This is a genomic window from Aerosticca soli, from assembly GCF_003967035.1.
Lineage (GTDB): Bacteria > Pseudomonadota > Gammaproteobacteria > Xanthomonadales > Rhodanobacteraceae > Aerosticca > Aerosticca soli.
On the sequence record NZ_AP018560.1, the window covers coordinates 1,814,848 to 1,832,208 of the forward strand.

Annotated in this window: 14 protein-coding genes and 1 tRNA gene; 5 read left to right on the forward strand and 10 right to left on the reverse strand. The window is 65.0% G+C overall.

What is annotated here, in order from left to right:
* Nucleotides 1–72: 72 nt before the first annotated feature.
* A complete protein-coding gene (gene uvrB / locus ALSL_RS08470) occupies nucleotides 73–2,097 on the reverse strand; it encodes an excinuclease ABC subunit UvrB (protein WP_126538263.1) in 2,025 nt (674 codons plus the stop codon).
* A 142-nt stretch (nucleotides 2,098–2,239) separates the two neighbouring features.
* On the opposite strand from uvrB, the gene ALSL_RS08475 reads away from it, so the two are divergent.
* Nucleotides 2,240–2,776, forward strand: coding sequence for a GspH/FimT family pseudopilin (locus ALSL_RS08475; RefSeq protein WP_126538265.1), 537 nt, complete (start codon nucleotides 2,240–2,242; stop codon nucleotides 2,774–2,776).
* A 195-nt stretch (nucleotides 2,777–2,971) separates the two neighbouring features.
* Here ALSL_RS08475 and ALSL_RS08480 read toward each other — a convergent pair.
* From ALSL_RS08480 to grxD, 7 genes are all read right to left on the reverse strand, one after another.
* Nucleotides 2,972–3,048, reverse strand: a tRNA-Asn gene (locus ALSL_RS08480).
* 59 nt (nucleotides 3,049–3,107) lie between these two features.
* Nucleotides 3,108–4,553: a nucleotide 5'-monophosphate nucleosidase PpnN gene (ppnN, locus tag ALSL_RS08485; protein ID WP_126538267.1), complete on the reverse strand. Its 1,446-nt coding sequence runs from the start codon at nucleotides 4,551–4,553 to the stop codon at nucleotides 3,108–3,110.
* 131 nt (nucleotides 4,554–4,684) lie between these two features.
* On the reverse strand, nucleotides 4,685–7,954 hold the full coding sequence (locus tag ALSL_RS08490; RefSeq protein ID WP_126538269.1) for a TonB-dependent receptor: 3,270 nt from the start codon (nucleotides 7,952–7,954) through the stop codon (nucleotides 4,685–4,687).
* 213 nt (nucleotides 7,955–8,167) lie between these two features.
* Nucleotides 8,168–9,892, reverse strand: coding sequence for a bifunctional ornithine lipid synthase OlsF (gene olsF / locus ALSL_RS08495; RefSeq protein ID WP_126538271.1), 1,725 nt, complete (start codon nucleotides 9,890–9,892; stop codon nucleotides 8,168–8,170).
* Nucleotides 9,893–9,964: 72 nt separating this feature from the next.
* Nucleotides 9,965–10,558 carry a YhgN family NAAT transporter gene (locus ALSL_RS08500; RefSeq protein ID WP_126538273.1) on the reverse strand — a complete coding sequence of 198 codons (594 nt, stop codon included), beginning with the start codon at nucleotides 10,556–10,558 and terminating at the stop codon, nucleotides 9,965–9,967.
* A gap of 33 nt (nucleotides 10,559–10,591) precedes the next feature.
* Nucleotides 10,592–11,362 carry an SDR family NAD(P)-dependent oxidoreductase gene (locus ALSL_RS08505; protein WP_126538275.1) on the reverse strand — a complete coding sequence of 257 codons (771 nt, stop codon included), beginning with the start codon at nucleotides 11,360–11,362 and terminating at the stop codon, nucleotides 10,592–10,594.
* Nucleotides 11,359–11,685 (reverse strand): Grx4 family monothiol glutaredoxin, encoded by a 327-nt coding sequence (gene grxD / locus ALSL_RS08510; RefSeq protein WP_126538277.1) that lies wholly within the window; start codon nucleotides 11,683–11,685, stop codon nucleotides 11,359–11,361. Before grxD ends, ALSL_RS08505 begins: the two co-directional genes overlap by 4 nt.
* Before the next feature lie 109 nt (nucleotides 11,686–11,794).
* Here grxD and ALSL_RS08515 point away from each other — a divergent pair, with 109 nt between their 5' ends.
* From ALSL_RS08515 to coaE, 4 genes are all read left to right on the forward strand, one after another.
* Nucleotides 11,795–12,373: a superoxide dismutase gene (locus ALSL_RS08515; RefSeq protein WP_126538279.1), complete on the forward strand. Its 579-nt coding sequence runs from the start codon at nucleotides 11,795–11,797 to the stop codon at nucleotides 12,371–12,373.
* 198 nt (nucleotides 12,374–12,571) lie between these two features.
* A complete protein-coding gene (locus tag ALSL_RS08520) occupies nucleotides 12,572–13,840 on the forward strand; it encodes a type II secretion system F family protein (protein ID WP_126538281.1) in 1,269 nt (422 codons plus the stop codon).
* Between the two features lie 126 nt (nucleotides 13,841–13,966).
* A complete protein-coding gene (locus tag ALSL_RS08525) occupies nucleotides 13,967–14,824 on the forward strand; it encodes a prepilin peptidase (protein WP_126538283.1) in 858 nt (285 codons plus the stop codon).
* On the forward strand, nucleotides 14,821–15,492 hold the full coding sequence (gene coaE / locus ALSL_RS08530) for a dephospho-CoA kinase (RefSeq protein ID WP_126538285.1): 672 nt from the start codon (nucleotides 14,821–14,823) through the stop codon (nucleotides 15,490–15,492). The genes ALSL_RS08525 and coaE overlap by 4 nt, the downstream gene beginning before the upstream one ends.
* Nucleotides 15,493–15,564: 72 nt before the next feature.
* Here coaE and ALSL_RS08535 read toward each other — a convergent pair whose 3' ends face one another.
* Together ALSL_RS08535 and ALSL_RS08540 are read right to left on the reverse strand one after the other, a co-directional pair.
* Nucleotides 15,565–16,566 carry a sensor histidine kinase gene (locus tag ALSL_RS08535; protein WP_126538287.1) on the reverse strand — a complete coding sequence of 334 codons (1,002 nt, stop codon included), beginning with the start codon at nucleotides 16,564–16,566 and terminating at the stop codon, nucleotides 15,565–15,567.
* Nucleotides 16,567–16,572: 6 nt separating this feature from the next.
* Nucleotides 16,573–17,298, reverse strand: a complete 726-nt coding sequence (locus tag ALSL_RS08540; protein WP_126538289.1) for a response regulator transcription factor — start codon at nucleotides 17,296–17,298, stop codon at nucleotides 16,573–16,575.
* Between the last annotated feature and the right edge of the window lie 63 nt (nucleotides 17,299–17,361).

The window sequence follows — 17,361 nt, forward strand, 5'->3', positions numbered from 1 at the left end:
GCGCCCATCGATGATGTGCGCAAGCGGCGCAGTATACGGAAGCGCCCGTGCGGCGGCAACCCACACGGCGCGTCAGCGCAAGGCGCGCTCGCGCAATTGATGGATGCGATCGCGGATGCGCGCGGCTTCCTCGAACTCGAGGTTTTGCGCATGACGGTACATCTGTGCCTCGAGTTTCTTGAGGAGACTCGCCGCCTGCGCTGGATCGAGGTCCTGGTAGGACGCAGCCTCCTCGGCCACGACGGCGGTGCGCTGGGTCTTGCCTGATCGCCGACGGCCGGCAGCGGCTTCGCTGCGCGCGCCCTCCATGATGTCGGCGATGCGCCGCACCACCGTCTGTGGCGTGATGCCGTGCGCCGCGTTCCAGGCGATCTGCTTCTCGCGGCGGCGGCGGGTCTCGTCGATCGCCGCCTGCATCGAGCGGGTGATCTCGTCGGCATACAGGATGGCCTTGCCGCGCACGTTGCGCGCCGCGCGGCCGATGGTCTGGATCAACGAGCCGGTGGAGCGCAGGAAGCCTTCCTTGTCGGCGTCCAGAATCGCCACCAGCGACACCTCGGGCATGTCCAGCCCCTCGCGCAACAGGTTGATGCCGACCAGCACGTCGAACTCGCCCAGGCGAAGATCGCGGATGATCTCGCTGCGCTCGATGGTCTCGATGTCCGAATGCAGGTAACGCACCTTGACGTCGTGCTCGGCGAGGTAGTCGGTGAGGTTTTCGGCCATGCGCTTGGTCAGCGTGGTGACCAGCACGCGATCGCCCATCGCGATGCGCTTCTTGGCCTCGCCCAGCAGGTCGTCGACCTGGGTGCGCACCGGCCGCACTTCCACTTCCGGATCGACCAGACCGGTGGGGCGCACCACCAGCTCGACCACGGCATCGCCGGATTTTTCGAGTTCATACCGGGCCGGCGTGGCCGAGACGAAGATCGTGCGCGGCGCGCGGCGTTCCCATTCCTCGAACCTGAGCGGCCGGTTGTCCATCGCCGAGGGCAGACGGAAGCCGAACTCGACCAGCGTCTCCTTGCGCGAGCGGTCGCCCTTGTACATGGCACCGAGCTGCGGCACGGTGACGTGCGACTCATCCACCACCAGCAGCGCATCCGGCGGCAGGTAGTCGAACAGGGTCGGCGGCGGCTCGCCCGGCGCGCGGCGCGTCAAGTGGCGTGAATAGTTTTCGATGCCCTGGCAATAGCCGACCTCGGCCATCATTTCGATGTCGAAGCGGGTGCGCTGCTCCAGCCGCTGCGCCTCGACCAGCTTGTTCTCGCGATAAAGCTGTTCCAGCCGCTCGGTCAACTCGAGCTTGATGGTCTCGATGGCGTTCAGCACGCTCTCGCGCGTGCTGGCGTAGTGCGTGCGCGGATAGACCGTGTAGCGCGGCACCTTGCGCAGGGTCTCGCCGGTGAGCGGATCAAACAGCGCCAGACTTTCCACTTCGCCGTCGAACAGCTCGATGCGCAGCGCCTCGGTTTCGTTCTCGGCCGGAAATACGTCGATCACCTCGCCGCGCACGCGGTAAGTGCCGCGATGCAGCTCCATCTCGTTGCGCGTGTATTGCAGCTCGGTGAGCTGGCGGATCAACTTGCGCTGGTCGATGCGCTCGCCGGCCGACAGGATCAGCCGCAGGCTGAGGTAATCCTCCGGGTCGCCGAGGCCGTAGATCGCCGAGACGGTGGCCACGATCAGCGCATCGCGGCGCGAGAGCAGCGCCTTGGTCGCGGCCAGGCGCATCTGCTCGATGTGATCGTTGATCGAGGCATCCTTCTCGATGTAGGTGTCCGAGGCCACCACGTAGGCCTCGGGCTGGTAGTAGTCGTAGTAACTGACGAAGTACTCCACGGCGTTGTCCGGGAAGAACTCGCGGAATTCGCCGTAGAGCTGCGCGGCCAGCGTCTTGTTCGGCGCCAGCACGATGGTCGGGCGCTGGATGCGCTCGATCACGTTGGCGATGGTGAAGGTCTTGCCCGAGCCGGTGACACCGAGCAGGGTCTGCGCGGCCAGGCCGGCCTCGAAGCCGGCGGTCAGGCGCTCGATCGCCTGGGGCTGGTCGCCTGCTGGTCGATAGGGCGCCTTGAGTACGAAACGGTCGGTCATTCCGCGCAAGATGCGGGCCTGACCCCGCATTTGCAATGCCGGCGGCCCACGTCCCGTGTCGGTCCGGGATGACACCCATACCGCACCCGGCCGGCAGCCCGCCGGCGGCGGCTTGCCTAGCCTCTCCCTTGCGCAAGGGAGAATGGCCATGAAGACCAGACGGACGAAACCGCGTCGGCAGCGCGGACTCACCCTGATCGAGCAGTTGATGACGGTAGCGGTTCTCGCCGTGCTGGCCGGGCTCGGACTGCCCTCGTTCGTCGGCCTGCTCAGCCGGCACCGGCTGCAGACCAGCGGACTCGACTTGTTCGCCACCCTGCAATATGCCCGTGCCACCGCGATCACGCAGCGTCGGGCGGTGATCGTTTGCCCCACTGTGGACGCTCGACAATGCAGCAATGGCGTCGAGTGGACTACCGGCTGGCTGGTCGGCGCCGATCACGACCGTGACGGACAGATCGACGATGCGCCGCTGCGAAGCTCGTCCGGACATCCCGGACTTTTCATCCACGGCAGCAGCGGACGGCGCCTGGTCCGATTCCTGCCCGATGGCAGCGCCGCCGGCAGCAACCTCACCTTGTCGCTCTGCACGCACGATGGCCACAAGGCACTCAAAGTCATCGTCTCGAATGCAGGACGCGTCCGCATGGCGGATCAAGAGGGCAACACCTGCGGATGAGGCGCCAAGGTGGCGCAGGCGGATGCCGAGCCATCTAGCATCGGGCGTGCGATGAGCCGACTTTACTCACATTCTTACTCACATCTTGAGACGATGCCCGGCGACACCAGGCGATGCCCAAAAACAAAAACCCCGCACAGTGGCGGGGTTTTGCTGGTCTCTGACGAGGCCCAAAGACCCCGAAAGAGCATCATGTGGCGCCCGATGTTGGACTCGAACCAACGACCCCCTGATTAACAGTCAAGTGCTCTAACCAGCTGAGCTAATCGGGCGTGAGCTCGATAGTTTTGTCGCAAAGCCTGGCGCTGTCAAGCTTGCCGACACCGGCAGATCATGCCTTGACAGCAGGGCTCCGGCGGCCACCGGGGATACGGTAGCAGGGCACGTAGGCATTGCCTCCCGGCAGCTTCATGCGCTGCTGCTGCACGAACGCCTGCAGCAACGCATCGAGCGCCTGCATGATCACCGGGTCACCGTCGATTTCGAACGGGCCGCGCTCTTCGATCGCGCGGATGCCCTCGTCCTTCACGTTACCCGCGACAATGCCGGAAAAGACTCGCCGCAGGTCGGCCGCGAGCTCGTGGCGAGGGCGGTCGCGATGGATCGCGAGCGAACGCATCGCCTCATGGGTGGGGCGGAAGGGCTGCTGGAACTCGAAGGGTACGCTGAGCGCCCAGTTGAAAAAGAATGCGTCCTTGGTCTCCAAACGGTAGTTGCGTACGCGGTCGATGCCCTTGACCATGGAGCGCGCGACGGTGATCGGATCGCCCATGAGGATCTCGTAGCGCGAGGCCACGTCATCCCCGAGCGCCAGCCGCAGGAAACGATCGATCTGCTCGAAATAGGGCGAGGCCTCGGCAGGCCCGGTGAAAACCAACGGGAACGGAATGCCGGCGTTGTCCGGGTGCAGCAGGATGCCGAGCAGGTACAGGATTTCCTCAGCCGTACCCACGCCACCGGGGAAGACGATGATGCCGTGCGCGGTACGGACGAAGGCCTCCAGCCGCTTTTCGATGTCCGGCATGATGACGAGCTGGTTGACGATCGGGTTGGGCGACTCCGCCGCGATGATGCCGGGCTCGGTGATGCCGATGTAACGGTTGTTGCGGCGCCGCTGCTTGGCATGGGCGATGGTGGCGCCCTTCATCGGCCCTTTCATGGCGCCGGGCCCGCAGCCGGTGCAGATGTCCATGGCCCGCAGGCCGAGCTGGTAGCCCACCTGCTTGGTGTATTCGTATTCGTCGCGTGAGATCGAATGACCGCCCCAGCACACCACGAGGTTGGGATCGATCTGCGGCTTGAGGATGCGCGCATTGCGCAGGATCTCGAACACGGCATGCGTGATGCCCACCGAGTCCTCGAGATCGAAGGCGCCTTGTTCCATCTGCGCGGAGACGTAGACGATGTCGCGTATCACCGCGACGATCAGCTCGTTGATGCCACGGATGATCTGCCCGTCGACGAAGGCTTGCCCGGGCGCGTTGGTGAGCTCGATCTTGATGCCGCGGTCCTGCTGCAGCACCTGGATGTCGAAGTCCGGATATTGCTCGAACATCGAGCGGGGATCGTCGCTGATGTTGCCCGAGGTCAGCACCGCCAGCGCGCAGCGCCGAAGCAGTGCATGCAGCCCCGAGCCGCTGGCATCGCGCAACCGCGCCACTTCGTTGCGGGAAAGCACGTCCAGCCCGCCGGCGGGCGAGATGCGTGCGCTGACGGTATCCGCCCGCTTCGGCAGGGGCGTGTGGGTGGTAAAGCTTTCCGCGTGTTCGTAGCCCATCTCAGCACAGTTCGTGTGGAAAAGATCCGCACTCTAGCGGTTTATGGATACCGCTTCTAGAGACGGCACCCATGCAAAGGCCGGCGCACGAGGGCGCCGGCCTTTGCATGGCACTGCTTTTGAAGAGGCGATTAGAAGGTATAGCGCAGGGTCAACAACGCCGACCAGCGCGAAACGACGTTGGTCTTGATGTCGCGACCGGCATCGTAAATGACCTTCGGCCCAGGCTGATAATTGCCGGATGCGTCGACCGGCAGACCGTAGATGTATTTGCCGGTAGCCTTGTCGACGCCCTGGTAGTTGGCCAGGGTACGGGTATATGGGAAAGGAATATAGGACTGCTGCCCCCAGTCCTTGTCCAGCAGATTGAGGAAATTATAGATATCGAGCCTGATTTCGCCTTTATTGCCCTTGAACAAGCCGGGAATCTCCTGGCTGAAACTCATGTCCAGCTCATTGGTCCAGGCGGCACGAGCCTTGTTGCGCTTGGCGATCTCACCTTGATGATGCTTCAGGTAATCATCATGCTGGATATAATCATAGAACTGCTGGATGGCCTGGGCCGACGTGCCCGCCTGGAACTCGACGTCACCGGGGCGAGGAATATAAACCAGGTCACGGCTATAGCTGTCGCCATTGGCATCGTTGCCGAACGTCCAGCTGTAGGGCTGACCAGTCTGGCCATTGTAAAAGGCACTGATCGTCGTCGCATAATCACCAAAGAACGCATGCGACCACGTCAACGTGCCCACGACACGACGGGTGACCGCATAGTTGGCGACACCATCGACCTCCTCATTGGGATTGACCCAGACATTGTTACTAAAATTGGACGAAGCCTGGCTCGACGTCCCCGGATTGACTTCCTTGGCATGGGCAAGGGTGACGCCGAGGCTGGCCGCCCAATCGTCGGCAAAAGGCTTCTTGAATGATAAGGTCAAGGCATCGGAACCACCCTTGCTAGTATTGTCCAGCAGGGTGCTGGTGCCGGAGAATGCAGGGTTGGCATTGGCTCGATTGGTATTCCCGGTCGGCCCACCTAGAGGGTTCTTGTAGAAAGTGTAGCGACCATCGGGCAAGCGACCCGTGGGAGCTCCTATGTTGATGTTTTTATAAAAGATGGCATTCCGTACCTGGATGTGTTCGTACTCCAGCGAACCGACAATGCCCAACCACGGCAATTCATGATCGAGCGCGATACTGGATTTCCAAACCGAAGGCAGTTTGAAATCAGGCGCAATGGTATCGACGTTCATCTGCTTACCGGCAGCGCCCGGAATGTTCTGCCCAAAAGGATCCGGACTGAAGGCCGGATACGGCGTCCCGGGCCCCACGGGGGCGTTGCTGCTATTGCGAACCGAATAAGTCGCCACCGTCATACCGTTATTCTGGTAGGGGTTGGTCATCCACACCGTGGGTGGATTCGACTGGAACAGACCAACGCCACCGCGCAGCTGCGTCGGCCTCTCGGTGTTGAACGAGTAATTGAAAGACAACCGCGGCTCGACCTGCACACGACCATTGATGGTATTGTCGTTGCGATAGCCAAAAGCCTTTTCGAAGGTCGGATTGTAGATCGGCTTGTCACCGGTGGCGTAGCGATTAACGCGGAAGCCGTACATCAACGAGAACTGATCGGTGACCTGCCAGGTGTCCTGCAGGAAGCCGCTGTAGCGACGCATGCGCCATTTGGCTGCCACGTCGTCCAGCGTATAACCTTGTGCCGGCTGGTAGAGATCGTATTGGTAATAGATGCCCCGAGCGAAATTGTCGATACCCCAGAACGTGTAGGCACCGAATTCTGTCCGGCCGAACAGGTTGTAGATTTTGTCCTGCTCGAAATCGATGCCGCCACGAACGGTATGGTCGCCAAGATAAAGCGTGGCTGCACTGAACAAAGTCCAGGTCTTGGTGGCAATCGAATTGTAGTCGCTGTACTGATCCTCACCCAGATCGACGTAGGGTGGCGAACCATTCGGCTTACCAGTCACATCCTTGCCCAGGTTGACGTAAACCTGCGGTTGTTGCCAGGGAACGGTACGGACCTGCGAGAAATCCTTGTAGCCGATCTTGGTTTCAGTGGAAAGCACATCGTTCCAATCGTCGAATAACTGCAGCGAGTAATTCTTGGTATCACTATTCTTGGTGTACCAGTAGCTGGTGAGACCGATGGCATTGTTACTGTTGCCCTGCACCACGGGCTGGGTTTCCTTGGTGCGCTGGAAGCTCAAGGATGCGCGGTGATTGTCCGTGATGTTCCAGTCCAGCTTGGCCAGGGAACGCTTGCTTTCGAGATCGACGCCACCGCCACTGAAATCGCCGGGTTTCAAACCGAGCTTGTTGGCCGTATCGATGATGCGCTGCAGATCCCCCGGGGAGATCTTGTTCGATGTCGACGGGCCATTGCCGAGATTCGGATCCAGACCATTGGCCGAATCGTTGCCCAGGCCGATGGTTTTCTGCTTTTCGTAGCTGGCGAAGAAAAACAGCTTGTCCTTGACGATGGGCCCGCCCAGGGTGACACCGCCGGTCCAGTCGCGGTCGTAGCCCTGGTAACTGCGGTTCTTATCCAGCCAACCGGCTTTACCCACCATGTCGTCAGCATTGCGATAGGCATAATAGGCAGAACCATGGAACTCATTGGTACCGCTCTTGGTCACCGCATTGACGTCCGCACCGACCGTATCGGAGGTCGTGTCGTAATTGGCGGTGGAAATATTGTATTCGGCAATCGTATCCATCGACACCGGCGAACCGATATAGGGCATGCCGTTGGAATTGAGGCCGAATGGATCACCGACACCGACGCCGTCGACGCTGATGCGGTTGTAGCGGGTGTTCTGGCCCACGGCCGAAATGGAGCCATCGCCCCGGTCGGTGATGGCAATGCGCGGATCCAAACGCACCACGTCCTGGATGGAGCGCCCGGGCATCGGCAGCATGCGCAGGTCACGCCCCGTGATCACGGTCGACAAACCCTTGTTGTCCGGATTGAACACCTGGGCACCGGCGGTCCCCGTGACCGTGACACCGGCGAGACTGGTGGCCGCCTGCCCCGTCCCCATGACCAGATTGATCGCCGTGTCCTGGGCCAGCTTCAGGTACACCTCGTGCTGCTCGGCCTGGCTCAGCCCGGCCTTGGACACGGTGACGTCGTAGGGGCCGCCCACGCGCAGGCCCTGTGCCGCATAGCGACCGCTGGCATCCGTGGTGGTGACCTTGGTGGTGCCCGAAGGCTCATGCACGATCTGCACCACGGCGCCGGCCACCGGCTGGCCGTTGGCATCGAGCACACGACCGCTGATCGCGGCGGAGGTTTCCTGGGCGCCGACCGGCGCTGCAGCCGCGAGCAATGCGCTGACGGCAAATGGCAGGAGTTTGGCCCGAAGTCGGTTGTTCATCTCAAATGTCCCCTTGAAGAAGCCTGTAAGGCATCAGCCCACGAAAAGACGAACCCACCCGCCTGGCGGGTGTCGTCTGCAGCTCTGCATCCCCGGTGTGAGGCTGGCAGCCACCGCGTGACCGCCGCATCGCTTGTTAAAAAAGCTTAATGTCATTGTATGACAATTTCATAACTTTTCGTGCACGAGCCGGCATGGGTGCCCGACCTGCTTTCAGGCCGACTTGGGTTCACTGCCCTGCAGATAGCGCTGGCGCATGGCCGGCCGGACATGGGCAAGGTCGATCATCACCAGGCCGTCCACACAGCCTGAGAATGCGGGATCTTCGCCGAAGTCGAGAAAGCGCACGCCCTGGGGTTCGACCAGGTCCACGTAGCGTCGATAGAGCACCGGAAGGCTGGCGCCCAGCGCATCGAGATGATGGCGCAGGCGGTTCAAGCCACGCTTGCAATCGAGCCCACCCAGATGGGCCTCGACCTGGCTCAGTGTCACCGCCGGCACCACGAAGGGCCGTCGCGCCGCGGCCAGCCCGGGCTTGCCGAAGTAATGCCGGTGCGCGGCCACGATCCACTCGCGCGCCTCGCGCGGCAGGCTAGCCGACAAACTCACCGGACCGAACAGATAACGCACATGGGGCCTGCGCGCGAGATACAGCCCGATGCCCTGCCACAGCTGGTCGAGCGCCCGCGAGCGCCAATAGGCTTGCGCGATGAAGCTGCGTCCGAGCTCGACGCCCTGCGCGAGCGTGGGCACGAACGCCGGCGCGTAGTTGAACAGACTGGCCGTATAGAGCCCGGTCACGCCGTGTCCTAAAAGGATCCGGCGCGCATCCCCAAGACGGTAGGCGCCGACGATGCGCACCGCGGCGGGATCCCACAACACGAGATGCTCGTAATAGGCATCGCAGGCATCGATATCCCGCCGCCGGCCGGTACCCTCGCCCACCTGGCGGAAGGTCAGCTCGCGCAGGCGACCGAGCTCGCGTATCAGCGCGCCATCCGCGGCGCCCGGCAGCAGGAAGATCTGCTTGCCGTCGGCAAGGTCGGCCAGCTTCTCGCCATGGGCCAACAAATCGCCAGCCACCCGCGCGGCAGACTCCGGATGCGCCAGCGCGGTCTGACCCTCGAAGAGCGGTCGGCGATGCCCGCCGATGCGGTAGACGTGCCGGCGCATCAGGTTGGCGGCACGGCGCGGCGAGCCGCCACTGCGCCGCTCCAACTCCTCGGCGGCGACGAGCGCGCCGACCCGCAAGGTCAAGCAACGGCAGGATGGCGAGGCCGCCTCGCGCGGCAGCATCGCCGTACCGAGCGGACGCGCCAGCAGCGAAAGTCCGTAGAAGGCCAGGGAATTGCGCGCCACGACATGCACCGGCAGGACCGGAATCCGCTTGCGCAAGGCAAGACGGGCAAAGCCTTCGGCCCAACGCCCGTCGCGCACGCCCGTGCCGCGCACGCGCGAGACCTCGCCGGCGGGGAAGATCACCACCGCCTCCCCGCGCGCGAAGGCACGGTAGACGCCACGCAACGAAGAAGCCGCGCCGCCGAAGACGTTCACCGGCAGCAGCAGCGGCTGCAAGGGCTTCATGGCACCGAGCCAGTCGTTGGCGAGGATGCGCACGTCCTCGCGTACCGAACCCACCAGTTGCAGCACGGCCAAGGCATCGACCATGCCCAGCGGATGGTTGGCCACCACCAGCAAGGGGCCTTCGGCGGGGATGTGCTCGCGTTCGCGCAGGTCGACCCGGTAGCCGACGCCAAGTCCCTCCAGTGCATGATCGACGAAGGCCAGCCCCGCGCAGGGGCCCGCGCGGGTCAGGGCGGCATTGAATCCCCGCTCATCGGCCAGGCGGCTCAACACGCTGGCCAGCGGGCGGCGGATCACCGGCCGGCTGGCCAGCCATGGCAGACGTTCGGCGAGGGTTTGCTCGACACTCAGCATGGCGCGCACTCCGCAAGTGGGGTGCCGCCCATGCTGGACGGGAAAGATGACAGCGCGGGGACGCGCGGCGGGTCAGCTGGCGCGCAGGTAGGCGGTGACGCCGCCCATGAACATCTGCACCGAGAGCGCGATCAGCAGCATGCCCATCACCCGCTCCAGTGCCGTGAGCACGCTCTCGCCCAGCCAGCGGAAAAGGTAGGTGGCACTGAGCAGGATGGCGGCGGTCGCCAGCCAGGCCAGCAGCAGGGCGGTCGCCCAGTCGGCGGTCCGCCCGGGGGCGGTATTGGTGAGCAGCAGCAGGGCCGACATCGCCGAGGGCCCGGCCACGCCCGGGATCGCCATCGGCACGATGAAGGGCTCGCCCTGCCCGGGCTTGCCGAAAATGCCGCCGTCGGGCGTCGGGAAGACCATGCGGATGCCGATCAGGAACAACACGATGCCGCCGGCGATGCTGATCGATTCCTGCCGCAACTGCAGCAGTTCGAGCAGATGCCGCCCGCCGATCAGGAACCCCATCAACACCGCCAGCGCGATCAGCAGTTCGCGGATCAGCACCACGCGCCGGCGCTTGGGCGGCACGTCCTTGAGCAGGCTGAGAAACAGCGGCACGTTGCCGAGCGGATCCATGATCAGGAACAACAGGATGCCCGCCGAGAGCGTGGTCATCTGGGTTTCCATCGCTTCCCCTACAAGGCCCGGTCAGGCCGATTGGCGCAGATCCAGCAAGGCGCCGCGGGCGGCGGCACCCGCTGGCGCGAGCAGATGGACGACCGCCGGCGCGGCCACCGCCGGCAACGGCAGACGCGCGCTGTTCTCGCCGAAATAGGCCTCGCGCCGCAGCGCTGTGCGCATCGGCGGCGGCAGCAACGCATGCGCGCGTACCGGACCGCGCTCGGTTTCCTGGTGCAGGATCTCGACGTAGCGCTCCAGCGCCGCCTTGGCCACGCCATAGGCGCCCCAGTGCGCACGGTTGACCAGCGAGGGATCATCCAGGATGACCACCACCGCGCTGTCGTCCGCCCGGCCGAGCAAGGGCAGGCAGGCCTGGGTCAGCGCGAACGGCGCCGAGACGTTGACGTGCAGGGTGCGCAGCCACGCATCGGGCTGATGGACCGCAAGCGGCGTGAGTCCGGCGAAGCTCGCCGCGGCGTGGACGATGCCGTCCAGGCGACCGAAGTCGCGCTCGAGACCTTCGGCGAGCGCCTCATAGTCGCGCGGCGTGGCCGTTTCCAGATCGAGCGGGTGGATGACCGGTTCGGCCAGCCCTTCGCCGATCATGGCATCGTAGAGCTGCTCCAGCGCACGCCGGCGCCGACCGCTGATGACCACCGTGGCACCGGCCGCGGCCGCCGCCCGCGACACCGCGGCGCCGAGTCCGCCATAGGCTCCGGTGACCAGCACCACACGACCGGCGAGGGTATCGGCGTCGGCCTGCCACTGCCCCGACCAGGGAACGCGCGGCAGACTCATGCCGAGGCGGTCCCGGCGACGTCCGCAGCCATGCGCGCCAGTTCCCCGGCGGCGGCCAGATCCTCGATGATGTCGCAGCCGCCGATCAGCTCGCCGTGGATGAAGAGCTGGGGAAAGGTAGGCCAGTTGGCAAAGCGCGGCAGCGCCGCGCGCACTTCGGGATCGGCCAGCACGTTCACGGCATGGAACTGCATGCCGGCAGCCTCGAGCGCCTTCACCGCACGCGCCGAAAACCCGCACATCGGAAACCGGGGCGTGCCTTTCATGAAGAGCACCACCGGATGATCGGCGAGCAGCGCCTTGATCCTGTCGTTGACGTCCATAAACCTGGAATTGACCACTAGAATGCGTACCAGGCGCTAGTGTATCAGCGGTGCCCCGGCCGACCGGCCGTGGCAGGAATCATCTCTTTCCACCGAACAGGAGCGAATCATGGCGTTCGAACTTCCCCCGCTGCCTTACGAGAAGAATGCGCTCGAGCCGCACATCTCCGCCGAGACGCTGGAATACCACTACGGCAAGCACCACCAGACCTACGTCACCACGCTCAACAAGCTGATCGAGGGCACCGAGTTTTCCTCCATGCCGCTCGAGGAGATCATCAAGAAATCCTCAGGGCCGCTGTTCAACAACGCCGCCCAGGTGTGGAACCACACCTTCTACTGGCATTGCCTGAGCCCCAAGGGCGGCGGCGCGCCGAGCGGCAAGCTCGCCGACGGCATCAACCAGGCGTTCGGTTCCTTCGACAAGTTCAAGGAGGAGTTCTCCAAGTCGGCCGTGGCGAACTTTGGCTCCGGCTGGACCTGGCTGGTGCAGCGGCCCGATGGCACGCTCGCCATCGTCAACACCTCCAACGCGGCCACGCCGATCACCGGCAGCGACAAGCCCCTGCTGACCTGCGACGTGTGGGAGCACGCCTATTACATCGACTACCGCAACGCGCGGGCCAAGTACGTCGAGTCGTTCTGGAATCTGGTCAACTGGGAATTTGCCGCCTCCAAACTCGCCTGAGTCTGCGCGCACCCCCCTTCGATCCACGCCCCGGCTGTCACGCCGGGGCGTTGTTTTTTGAAGCGCCGCCATCGCCAGAGCGGTCACCCGAGGCGATGCGCCCGTTGCGCGCAAGTCCACGATTTGGCCGCTGAAACTGTCGTAAGCTTGGCCGGCCAACACCGCCGACAGGGGCGGGATTTTGCCGGGGGAACGCGCATGGCCACCGCTACCGCAGCCGCAAAAAACGCCCGCACGCTGGGCGCCCAACGCGCCGAAGTCAGCCAGCTGACGCTGTACGACTGGGTGGCGCTTGACAAGCGCGGCAAGCGCATGAAGGGCGAAATGGCGGCGAAGAATGCCTCGCTGGTCAAGGCCGAGCTGCGCCGACAGGGCATGAACCCGCAAAGCGTGCGCGAACGCGGCAAGCCGCTCTTCGGCGCCGCCGGCAGTTCGGTCAAGCCGCGCGACGTGGCCATCTTCAGCCGCCAGATCGCCACCATGATGGCCTCCGGCATCCCGATGGTGCAGGCCTTCGACATCATCGCCGGCGGGCAGAGGAACGTCCGCTTCAAGAACATGCTCACCGACGTGAAGCAGGCGATCGAGGGCGGCTCCTCGCTGCACGAAGCGCTCGCACGCTACCCGGTGCAGTTCGACGAGCTCTATCGCAACCTGGTGCGCGCCGGCGAATCGGCGGGCGTGCTGGATACCGTGCTCGACACCGTCGCCACCTACAAAGAAAAAATGGAGGCGATCAAGAGCAAGATCAAAAAAGCCCTGTTCTATCCGACCATGGTGCTGGCGGTGGCGCTGCTGGTCAGCATGATCATGCTCTTGTTCGTGGTGCCGGTGTTCGCGCAGACCTTCCGCGACGCCGGCGCGGAGCTGCCGGCGCCCACGCAGGTCGTCATCTCGGCCTCGGAGTTCATGAAAAGCTACTGGTGGGTGGTGATCGGCGGCATCGTCGGCAGCATCGTCGCGGCGGTGATGGCCAAAAAGCGCTCGCCGGCCTTCGCCCATGCGCTGGACCGGCTGTCCCTGCGCCTGCCGGTGATCGGCAACATCCTGCGCCAGTCGGCGATCGCCCGCTTCGCGCGCACTCTCGGTGTCACCTTCCGCGCCGGCGTGCCGCTGGTGGAGGCCATGGACGCGGTGGCCGGCGCCACCGGCAGCGTGGTCTACGGGGATGCGGTCAGGCAGATGCGCGACGACATCGCCGTCGGTCACCAGTTGCAGCTGGCGATGCGTCAGACCGGCCTGTTTCCGAACATGGTGGTGCAGATGACCGCGATCGGCGAGGAATCCGGCGCGCTGGACAGCATGTTGTTCAAGGTGGCCGAGTTCTATGAGGAAGAGGTCAACAACGCGGTCGACACCCTCTCCACTCTGCTCGAGCCCTTGATCATGGTGATCCTGGGCGTGCTGGTGGGCGGCATGGTGGTCTCGCTTTATCTGCCGATCTTCAAGCTGGCCGGCACGGTCTAAGAGGCGCGATTCGTCCCTGCTCGCCGCATGACTCGATGCCGCGCACACCGCGGAGCGGGTTTACCAGCCAGGCGCCGGCAGCGGCGAACCCGGGCCGTTTCTTACCTGGACGCTCACGGATAACGCATGCTCGACCTCCCTTTGTGGGCGTGGCTCGTCTGCGCCGGCGTGCTCGGCCTGCTGGTGGGCAGTTTCCTCAATGTGGTGATCCTGCGCCTGCCCGCGCGCATGGAAGCGCTGTGGCGACGCGAGGCGCACGAAGCGCTCGGCCTCGACGCCGGCGAGGAACCCCTGCCGCCCGGCATCGTCCGCGAACCCTCGCACTGCCCGCACTGCGGGCATCGGTTGCGCGCCTTCGACAACATTCCGCTCTTGGGCTGGCTGAAGCTCAAGGGCCGTTGCCGCCATTGCGGTGCACGCATTTCGCTCCAGTATCCGTTGGTGGAGGCTGCGGTCGCCGTGTTGAGCGTGCTCGTCGTGGCCCGCTTAGGTCCCGGCGGGAAGGCTCTGGCGGGGCTGGTCTTCACCTGGATGCTGGTGGCGCTGACGGGGATCGACCTGCGTACCCGCTTGCTGCCCGATCAGCTCACCTATCCGCTGCTCTGGCTGGGGCTGCTGCTCTCGCTCACGGGGCTGTTCGTGCCGGCGCCGATGGCGATCCTGGGCGCCGCGCTCGGCTATCTCAGCCTGTGGAGCGTGTACTGGCTGTTCAAGCTCGCCACCGGCAAGGAAGGCATGGGCTATGGCGATTTCAAGCTGCTGGCCGCCCTCGGCGCCTGGATGGGGCCTGGGGCATTGCTGCCGGTGATCCTGCTGTCCTCGCTCATCGGCGCGCTGCTGGGCGGGGCACTGATCGTGTTCGGACGCCATCGCCGCGAGGTGCCGATCCCCTTCGGGCCGTTCCTGGCCGGTGCCGGCTGGCTCTGGCTGCTGGCCGGCGATGCGCTCTGGGGCCTCTACGCGCAGCTTGCGGGCTGGCGATGAGCACGCCGTTCGTGGTGGCCATGACCGGCGGCATCGCGGCGGGCAAGAGTGCCGTCGCGCGGCGTTTCGAGCAGCTCGGCATCCATGTGTACGATGCCGATCAGGCCGCGCGCGCCGTGGTCGCGCCGGGCACCGAAGGCCTGGCCGCCGTCATCAAGGCCTTTGGTCCGGGCGTCCTGGACGCCTCGGGTCATCTCGACCGCGCAGCCATGCGCGCACGCATCTTTGCCGACCAAGCCGCGCGCCGGCAGCTGGAGGCCATCATCCACCCGCGCGTGCGCGCATGGCTGCGCGAGCACGCGCGGGCCGACCGGGGCCCGTACTGCGTGCTGGCGATTCCGCTGCTTGCCGAAAACATCGACCATTACCGCTGGGTGGATCGCATTCTGGTGGTGGATGCGCCCGAAGCCCTGCAGCTGGAACGGCTGATCCGTCGCGACGGCATCGACGAGGCCCTGGCCCGGCGCATGATCGAGCAGCAGGCCCACCGCCTGCATCGCCTCAAGCTTGCCCACGACGTGATCGAGAATCACGGCGAAGAGCGCGCCCTCGACGCCCAGGTGGCTCAATTGCACCGCCGCTACCTCGAACTGGCCCAGGAAAAGCGTCGGCATGCCGACGGCGGCGATGGGGTACATGCCGAACCCGGTTCGGCCGAACGCCCGTAATAGGACGAACCGCCTGCCCTGCGCTCGCTCGCAAAACCCGTGCTCTTCGAGGGTCCGGATACCCTCTGGCAACTATGCCGGCAAGGGATGCGGGAACCGGATCCGTGCCACGCGCTGGGCGCCGGACTGGTTTTCGATCTCGAGCGTCCAGCCAAAACGCTCGCTGATGCGCTGGGCAATCGCCAGCTCGAAGCCGGAGTGGGCCGGGGCCAGGCCGCCCTCCTGCGCCGTGCTCGTCACCGTGACCGCATCGGACAGCACGCTCAGCACGATGCGCCCTTCCCCTGCATGCTGCGCGGCATTGCGGATGAGCTGCCAGCACAGCACCGCGAAGACCCGCGAGGACCCCTGCAGGGCAAAGCGCGCGGGTTCCTCCAGCGCAAGTTCCACCGGCCGGCCTTCGAGCAGTTGCCTGAGTTCGGCGAGCTCGCGCTGCAGCACGTCGTTGACGACGTATTCCTCGTCGTTCCTGCCGATGTCGGCCTCGCGCGCCAGCACCAGGAAGGATTCGACCAGCGCCTCCATCTCGCGCGCGGCGCGCCTGATCCGCCGCACCGAACGCAGCCCCGAGGAAGTGAGCGCAGTCTCGTTGTCCAGCAGGTCGGCCGACATCTTGATCACGGTGAGCGGACTGCGCAGCTCGTGGCTGGCGTCGCGGGTGAAGTTGCGCTCCCGCTCGGTGTAGCCGGCGATGCGCTCGGCAAAACCGTGCAAGGCATGCGCGAGTGCGACCAGGTCGGCATCGCTGCGTTTGGGCAGCCGGGCCGGATTGAACACCTGTGGATCGGGCTTCTGCTCGTTCCAACCTTCGAGCAGGCCGGCCAGGGAATGGATGCCCCGCCATTCGCGGCGCACGGCGAGCCAGCTGAGCGCCGCGATCACCGCGATCAATGCAAGCACCGCCGCCACCGGCGCCCTGCCGGTGCTGCCGAGCAGGACGGCGATCACCGTGCCGATGAGCTGCAGTGCGAATACCAGCGCCAGGCGACGCTGGGCGCGGCCCCGGCCCGCCGGTGTGACGCGCGGGCGGTGCGCTGCCCCCGAGCGGGGGTGGACGGCCTGCAAGACATTCATCGCAGGTCAGGTCACCGGCGCCGCCGTTTCCGCCGAGAGATCGGCCAGCCGGTAGCCGGCCGAATGGATGGTGTGCAACAACGGCCGGTCGAAGGGTTTGTCGATCACCCGGCGCAGGTTATACAGATGCGAACGCAAGGTGTCCGAGTCGGGCAAGGCGTCGCCCCAGATCTCGCGCTCGATGTCGCGCCGGCTGACCACGCGCGGCGACTCGCGCATCAGGATGGCCAGCAGCTTGAGCCCGATCGGCGAGACGGTGAGCTCCTGCCCGGCGCGGGTCAGGCGCAAGGTGGCGGTGTCCAGCGTCATGTCGCCGACGGTGAGCACCTCGGCGGAGACCTGGCGGCGATCGCGGCGGATCAGCGCACGCAGGCGCGCCTCCAATTCGCGCACCTCGAAGGGCTTGACCAGGTAATCGTCCGCGCCGGCCTCGAGACCGACCAGCTTGTCCTCCAGCGTGTCGCGCGCGGTCAGCATCAGCACCGGGGTGGACTTCTTGCCGTCGCGGCGCAGCTTGCGGCAGAGATCCAGCCCATCCATGCCCGGCAGCATGAGATCGAGCACGATGACGTCGTAGCTGTTGGTCACTGCCAAGTGCAGGCCGCTGACGCCGTCGGCGGCATAGTCGACCGAATAACCACGACTTTCGAGAAACTCCCCAACCATCTCGGCGATCTGGCGATTGTCTTCGACCAACAGGATCAGGCCGGACTGGTCTTCGCGCTGCGTCATGGACGAACCTCCTTGGCAGATTTCACATTCGTGAAAGCTAGCGTCCCGACCGGTGTGCGCGAC

Coding starts and splice junctions, on each gene's coding strand:
- uvrB (WP_126538263.1), bottom strand. CDS start 2,097: ATGACCGACCGTTTCGTACTCAAGGCGCCCTATCGACCAGCAGGCGAC.
- ALSL_RS08475 (WP_126538265.1), top strand. CDS start 2,240: ATGGCCATGAAGACCAGACGGACGAAACCGCGTCGGCAGCGCGGACTC.
- ppnN (WP_126538267.1), bottom strand. CDS start 4,553: ATGGGCTACGAACACGCGGAAAGCTTTACCACCCACACGCCCCTGCCG.
- ALSL_RS08490 (WP_126538269.1), bottom strand. CDS start 7,954: ATGAACAACCGACTTCGGGCCAAACTCCTGCCATTTGCCGTCAGCGCA.
- olsF (WP_126538271.1), bottom strand. CDS start 9,892: ATGCTGAGTGTCGAGCAAACCCTCGCCGAACGTCTGCCATGGCTGGCC.
- ALSL_RS08500 (WP_126538273.1), bottom strand. CDS start 10,558: ATGACCACGCTCTCGGCGGGCATCCTGTTGTTCCTGATCATGGATCCG.
- ALSL_RS08505 (WP_126538275.1), bottom strand. CDS start 11,362: ATGAGTCTGCCGCGCGTTCCCTGGTCGGGGCAGTGGCAGGCCGACGCC.
- grxD (WP_126538277.1), bottom strand. CDS start 11,685: ATGGACGTCAACGACAGGATCAAGGCGCTGCTCGCCGATCATCCGGTG.
- ALSL_RS08515 (WP_126538279.1), top strand. CDS start 11,795: ATGGCGTTCGAACTTCCCCCGCTGCCTTACGAGAAGAATGCGCTCGAG.
- ALSL_RS08520 (WP_126538281.1), top strand. CDS start 12,572: ATGGCCACCGCTACCGCAGCCGCAAAAAACGCCCGCACGCTGGGCGCC.
- ALSL_RS08525 (WP_126538283.1), top strand. CDS start 13,967: ATGCTCGACCTCCCTTTGTGGGCGTGGCTCGTCTGCGCCGGCGTGCTC.
- coaE (WP_126538285.1), top strand. CDS start 14,821: ATGAGCACGCCGTTCGTGGTGGCCATGACCGGCGGCATCGCGGCGGGC.
- ALSL_RS08535 (WP_126538287.1), bottom strand. CDS start 16,566: ATGAATGTCTTGCAGGCCGTCCACCCCCGCTCGGGGGCAGCGCACCGC.
- ALSL_RS08540 (WP_126538289.1), bottom strand. CDS start 17,298: ATGACGCAGCGCGAAGACCAGTCCGGCCTGATCCTGTTGGTCGAAGAC.